This is a genomic window from Actinomycetospora sp., assembly GCF_055612215.1.
Genome location: NZ_JBVPVA010000972.1, coordinates 1 through 4301, shown reverse-complemented (window position 1 = coordinate 4301; position 4301 = coordinate 1). Strand labels below are relative to the sequence as shown.

Below are 4301 nucleotides of genomic sequence, written 5' to 3'. Positions count from 1 at the left end.
GCCCAGATGCCGTACCGGCCCGGTGCCACCGTCATGTGCGGACTCTTTCGCGTCGTCGACCCCCGACGGCGACAACCCGGCCGATCCGATCCTCATTCCGGACCCTCGGTGGTCCGGCTCGCCACGCCTCGTGACGCCCGCGGAGCTGCGCGTGAGCGACTCCGGGCGGACTGGAAACCCGACTGGAAGGTCGGCCGGTGCGTCCGACCCCCGAACCTCCCTACGGTCGAGATCCAGCAGGAGGAGGTCGGCCCATGCATCTCTCGCTCGACGTCCTCCGCACCGCTGACGGTCGTCTGGAGGGCACCGTGATCACCGAGTCCGGGCGGGAGCAGCCGTTCTCCGGCACGCTCGAACTGCTGCGGATCCTCGAGGACCTGCACGCCGAACGCCCCGTCGACGACCGGCGGCCGTGGGGGCCGGCGTGACGCCCGCGTCGCCGCGCCTGGCCGCGTCGATGGGGATCGTGTTCTCGGTCCTCTTCGTGGCGGCGCTCGTGGTCGTCGACGCCGTGCCGCACCTCGGCGATCCCGACACCGTGTACGGGGCGTTCTACGACGGCCCCGGCAACACGGTCGTCACCGCCGTCGCGCTGTACCTCGTGCCGCTCGCCGGGATCGCGTTCCTCTGGTTCGTCGTCGCGGTGCGCTCGGTCCTCGACACGCTGGAACCGGCCCCGTCGGCGATGGCCCACGGGCTCAACCTGCTCTCCGGCGTGGTGTTCGTGGCTCTGCTGTTCGCGGGGACCGCCGCCCTCGCGACGCCGGTGTTCCTGACGACGATCGGTGGCGGGGCGCCTCTCACGCCCGAGGCCACGAGGGCACTGAGCGCGCTCGGCTACGGCCTCGTCTTCGTCTTCTCGGTGCGCGGTGCCGGGATGTTCGCGCTGACCACCACCACGCTGCTGCGCAACGCCGGCGTGATGCCGCGCGGCGTGGCGGTCGTGGCCTACCTGCTCGGGGCGTGGCTGCTGCTCACCGCGACCGCCCACCCCGCGAGCCTGCTCGTCCTGCCGGCGTGGGTCCTCGTCGTCGTCGTGGTGCTCCTGCGCCACGACCGCCGGGCGCGGTCGACCGCGGCGACCGCCGGCGAGGACACCCCCGTCGAGCCCGCCGGGTCGCGAGACCCGCTGCCGGGCGCCCGTCCCGGGACCACGCGTTGAATCCCCGCCATCCCCAGGAGCACACAGTGACCGCCGTCGACCGTCCCGTCGCCACCCCTCGTCCGGTCTCCGAGATCCCGGGACCGAAGCCGCTGCCCGTCATCGGCAACTTCCGCGACATCGACACGAAGACCCTGGTCCAGGGCCTGATGAAGCAGGCCGACCAGTACGGCGAGATCTTCGTGCTCCACACGCCGGCACCGTTGTACGTCGCCTCCGGGCTGGAGATGGTCCAGGACCTGTGCGACGACGCCCGGTTCGACAAGCTCGTCGGCACCGGCCAGCGCGAGATGCGCAAGACGCACGTGAGCGCGGGGCTCTTCACCGCGGACACCGCCGACCCGCTGTGGAAGTCCGCCCACGACATCCTGCTGCCGACGTTCTCGACCTGGGCGATGAAGGGTTACGTCGACCCGATGGTCGACATCGCCCAGCAGCTCATGCTCAAGTGGGACCGGCTCAACCCCGACGAGCCCATCGACGTCGCGGGCGACATGACGCGGCTGACCCTCGACACCATCGCGCTGTGCGGGTTCGGGTACCGCTTCAACTCGTTCTACCGCGACACGCAGCACCCGTTCGTCCAGGCGATGATCGACTCGCTGGACGAGAGCCTGCAGCGCCAGCGGATGCTCCCGATCCAGGTCAAGCTCCGCCGCGGCGCCCAGCGACGCTTCCTGGCGAACGCGAAGTTCATGGACGACACGATCGACGCGATCGTCAAGGAGCGGCGCGCCTCCGGTGACCCGGGCACCGACCTGCTCGGCCACATGCTGGTCGGTACGGACAAGCAGGGGAACACGCTGCCCGACCACAACATCGTGGCGCAGTGCGGCACCTTCCTGATCGCCGGCCACGAGACCACGAGCGGGCTGCTGTCGTTCGCGATCGCGTACCTGCTCAAGCACCCCGAGGTCGTGGCGCGCGCACACGAGGAGGTGGACCGCGTGCTGGGCACCGACCCGGACGCGGCCCCGACCGGCGCCCAGATCAACCAGCTCGGCTACGTCCGCCAGATCCTCGACGAGACGCTGCGGCTCTGGCCCACCGCGCCCGCCTTCACCCGGCAGGCGCGGGAGCCCGGCGAGACCGTCGGCGGGTACGGCCCGTTCGACCCGGGGACGGCGGTCGTCGCGCTGACCCCGATGCTCCACCGGCTCCCGGAGGTCTGGGGGGACGACGCCCGGGAGTTCAACCCGGACCACATGTCCCCGGAGCGGCGCGACGCGCTGCCCCCCAACGCGTACCGGCCGTTCGGCTCGGGCCAGCGGGCCTGCATCGGGCGGCAGTTCGCCCTGCAGGAGGCGACCCTGGTGCTCGGCATGGTCCTGCAGCGCTTCGAGCTGGTCGACCACGCGAACTACCAGTTGAAGATCAAGGAGACCCTGACCGTGAAGCCGGAGGGCCTCACGATCACGGTGCGGCCCCGACAGGGCCGGACCTGGGGGTCCGCGCCGCGGCCGGCGGCGACCGCGGTGGCCGAACCGCGGTCGCCGGCCCTGGCCGTCGCGCCCGCCGACCGCCACGGGACACCGCTGCTGGTCCTCTTCGGCTCGAACCTCGGCGCCGCCGAGGACATCGCCACCCGCATCGCCCGCGACGGCGGCGAACGCGGCTACACCGCCCGCACCGCGGCCCTCGACGAGGCCGTGGACGAGCTGCCGACCGAGGGCGCGGTGGTCGTCGTGACCTCGTCCTACAACGGCGAGCCGCCGGACAACGCCGCGAAGTTCTGCGCGTGGCTCGACGGGGCCGGCGCCTCGGCTGCCGGGGTGCGGTTCACGGTCTTCGGGTGCGGCAACCGCGACTGGGCCGCCACCTACCAGGCGGTGCCCACGCGCGTCGACGCCGGGCTCGAGGCGAAGGGGGGCACCCGCGTCTACCCGCGGGGCGAGGGCGACGCCCGCGGCGACTTCGACTCCCAGTTCGAGGACTGGTACCGCGGGCTGTGGGACGGTCTCGGTGCCGCCCTCGGCCTCGAGGCGTCGACGACCGCCGCGGCCGGCTCCGGCCCCCGTCTGACGGTGCAGCTCGAGCAGCGCCGCACCGCGAGCCCGGTGCTGCAGTCGTACCGCGGCCTGGCGGCGACCGTGCGCGTCAACCGCGAGCTCACCGCCCGCGCCGACACCCCCGAGGGACGCTCGGTGCGCCACCTCGAGATCGCGATGCCGGCCGGGACGACGTACTCCACGGGCGACCACCTCGGCGTCCTGCCCCGCAACCCGATCCCCCTGGTCAACCGGACCATCACGCGCTTCGGTCTCGACGGGGGCCAGTACGTGACGCTGACGGCGAACGGCAGCGCGCCGACCCACCTGCCGGTCGGCGAGCCCTACCCGCTCCTCGCGATCCTCGTCGGCTGCGTCGAGCTGCAGGACGTGGCGAGCCGGGCCGGACTGGCGGCGATGGCGGCATCGATGCCCGAGGGCCCGGAGCGGGACGAGCTCGCGGCCCTCGCGGGCAGCGACGACGAGGCGAAGGCGCGCTACCGGGAGACGATCGCGAAGCCCCGGCGCACGCTGCTGGAGCTGCTCGAGGCCCACCCGGACTGCACGCTGCCGTTCGCGGAGTTCCTCGACCTGCTGCCCCCGCTGCGCCCGCGGTTCTACTCGATCTCGTCGTCGCCGCAGGTGTCCTCGGACGTCTCGCTGACGGTCGGGGTGCTGGAGGGCGCGGCCCGCTCCGGCGACGGCACGACCTTCCGCGGGGTGTGCTCGGGGCACCTCGACGACGTCCCCGAGGGCGGCACGGTGTTCACCTTCGTGCGCAGCCCCAGCATCGCGTTCCGCCCGCCGGAGAACCCGCACGTTCCGATGATCATGATCGGTGCGGGGACGGGCATGGCGCCGTTCCGCGGGTTCCTCCAGGAGCGGGAGTCCCTGCGTGCCCGGGGCGTCCCGATCGCCCGGTCGCTGCTGTTCCTCGGCTGCCGCGACCCCGAGGACGACCTGCTCTACGCCGACGAGCTCGCCGCCTACGACAAGGACGGCGTGGCCACGCTCTTCCCGGCGTACTCCCGGGTGCCCGGGTACCAGTACCGCTACGTGCAGCACGCCCTCGAGGGTGCCGCCGACGAGGTGTGGGAGGCCATGCAGCAGGACGCCGTGGTCTACGTCTGCGGCAACGCCTCCACGATGGC

3 protein-coding genes are annotated in these 4301 nt (G+C 72.8%); all 3 read left to right on the top strand.

Annotated elements, in window-relative coordinates; translation table 11 throughout:
• Positions 1-254: 254 nt before the first annotated feature.
• Positions 255-428: a hypothetical protein gene (locus AC0CYZ_RS26485; RefSeq protein WP_472220920.1), complete on the top strand. Its 174-nt coding sequence runs from the start codon at positions 255-257 to the stop codon at positions 426-428.
• Positions 425-1162, top strand: coding sequence for a hypothetical protein (locus tag AC0CYZ_RS26480; RefSeq protein WP_472220918.1), 738 nt, complete (start codon positions 425-427; stop codon positions 1160-1162). The genes AC0CYZ_RS26485 and AC0CYZ_RS26480 overlap by 4 nt, the downstream gene beginning before the upstream one ends.
• A 26-nt stretch (positions 1163-1188) precedes the next feature.
• Positions 1189-4301 (top strand): bifunctional cytochrome P450/NADPH--P450 reductase (locus AC0CYZ_RS26475; RefSeq protein WP_472220916.1); only part of this gene is annotated, 3113 nt, incomplete at its 3' end.